This is a genomic window from Streptomyces sp. M2CJ-2 (assembly GCF_016757295.1).
In the GTDB taxonomy this organism is placed as follows: domain Bacteria; phylum Actinomycetota; class Actinomycetes; order Streptomycetales; family Streptomycetaceae; genus Streptomyces.
The window spans coordinates 1-1,137 of record NZ_JAESIF010000243.1 but is presented as its reverse complement, the minus strand read 5'-3'; the positions used below and the strand labels follow the sequence as shown (position 1 = coordinate 1,137).

Sequence of the window (1,137 nt, the reverse complement as noted above, 5' to 3'; positions counted from 1 at the left end):
CTAGTGTGTCGAGTCTTTGATTCGGTTCAGATATCCGGCGAGGCGTTCGAAGATCTCATCAGCGGTCTTCGTCCAGACGAAGGGCCTCGGGTTGTCGTTCCAGTCGGCGATCCAGGCCCGGATGTCCCTCTCCAGGGCTTGGACGTTCTTGTGGACGCCCCGCCGTATCTGCTTGTCCGTCAACAGGGCGAACCAGCGCTCCACTTGATTGAGCCAGGACGAGCTGGTCGGGGTGAAGTGCATGTGGAACCGGGGATGAGCCAGCAGCCACTTCTGGATCGCGGGAGTCTTGTGGGTGGCGTAGTTATCGCAGATCAGGTGGACGTCGAGGTGCTCGGGGACCTCCTTGTCCAGCTTGGCCAGGAACTTCTTGAACTCCACCGCGCGGTGCCGGCGGTGGATCGAGCTGATCACCTCGCCGGTGGCCGCGTTCAGGGCGGCGAACAGGGTCGTCACGCCGCCGCGCAGGTAGTCGTGGGTGCGGCGCTCGGGCATGCCCGGCATCATCGGCAGCACCGGCGCCGACCGGTCCAGTGCCTGGATCTGGGACTTCTCGTCCACGCACAGGACGATGGCCCGCTCGGGCGGGTCCAGGTACAGGCCGACGACGTCGCGGACCTTCTCGATGAACTGCGGGTCCCTGGACAGCTTGAAGGTGTCCACCAGGTGCGGTTTGAGGCCGAAGGTCCGCCAGATCCGCGAGACGGTGGACTGGCTCAGGCCGCTGGCCCTGGCCATCTCCCGCGTCGACCAGTGCGTGGCGTTCTTCGGGGTGGTCTCCAGGGTCCGCACCACCACCTCCTCGACCTTCTCGTCGCTCACCGTCCGCGGCGGTCCGGGCCGCGGTTCGTCCGACAGGCCCTGGAGCCGATCGGCCGCGAACCGCTTACGCCACTTGGCCACCGTGACCGGATGGACCCCAAGTTCCGCCCCCACCGCGGTGTTCGAGCCGCCGCCGGCGCACGCGAGCACGATCCGGCACCTCAACGCCAGAGCCTGCGAGGAGGTCGCCCGCCGCGACCAGCGCAACAGCGTCTCTCGCTCCTCGTCCGTCAGAACCACCTCGACCGTCGGCCGACCCATACGCGCCATGAACCCAGCCTACTTCTATGGCGTAATAAAGACTCATGACACTAG

1 protein-coding gene is annotated in these 1,137 nt (G+C 66.1%); it reads right to left on the bottom strand.

Annotated features, from left to right (window positions below; all coding sequences use genetic code 11):
* On the bottom strand, positions 1-1,092 hold the full coding sequence (locus JL475_RS39090) for an IS630 family transposase (protein ID WP_202282941.1): 1,092 nt from the start codon (positions 1,090-1,092) through the stop codon (positions 1-3).
* Between the last annotated feature and the right edge of the window lie 45 nt (positions 1,093-1,137).